Genomic DNA, 538 nt, shown 5'->3' with positions numbered 1-538 from the left:
TACCCATGTCTTCTCCGTTCAGCGGTGTCGCACCGTCGTCGGCCCTGCGGGGGCCGTCGTCGCGGTGGTGGTCAGGGACGGGGGCCGTCGGGCGTCGAGCCGCCGGAGGGCGGACCCTTGCGCTTCTTCTTCGGAGCGGGCGCGGTCGGTTCGCTCGGAGCGGCGGGCGCGTCCTCGACCGTGCCTGCGGCGTCGGGTGCGTCGTCCGCGCCGACCCCCGTCTGCTGCGGGCGCGCCTTGGCGCGGTCCTTGCGCTTCGGCTGCTGACGCTGGCCGCGGGGCTTCTCGTCGATGACGGCGGTCGCGGTCGAGGTCTGCTCGATCGTCTCGCCGCGGGCGGCGGCCTTCCTGGCCTGCCGCTCCTTGAGCGCCTTCTCCGCCTGCGAACCCGGTGCCGGCATGCGGCGGATCGTGTAGAACTGCTGCCCCATGGACCACAGGTTGGTGGTGGTCCAGTAGATGAGGACACCGATCGGGAAGTTGACGCCCGAGACGGCGAAGATGAACGGCAGGACGTACAGCAGGATCTTCTGCTGCT

Annotated in this window: 1 protein-coding gene; it reads right to left on the bottom strand. The window is 71.0% G+C overall.

All coding sequences use genetic code 11. The annotated features are described in order from the left end of the window. Window positions 1-71: 71 nt before the first annotated feature. Window positions 72-538 (bottom strand): YidC/Oxa1 family membrane protein insertase (locus G3I71_RS46325; RefSeq protein ID WP_203733084.1); only part of this gene is annotated, 467 nt, incomplete at its 5' end.

Origin of the sequence: Streptomyces sp. SID12501, from assembly GCF_010550245.1 — a bacterium.
GTDB lineage: Bacteria > Actinomycetota > Actinomycetes > Streptomycetales > Streptomycetaceae > Streptomyces.
Note: the sequence above shows the minus strand (reverse complement) of the source record. Positions and strands in the feature narration are given on the sequence as shown.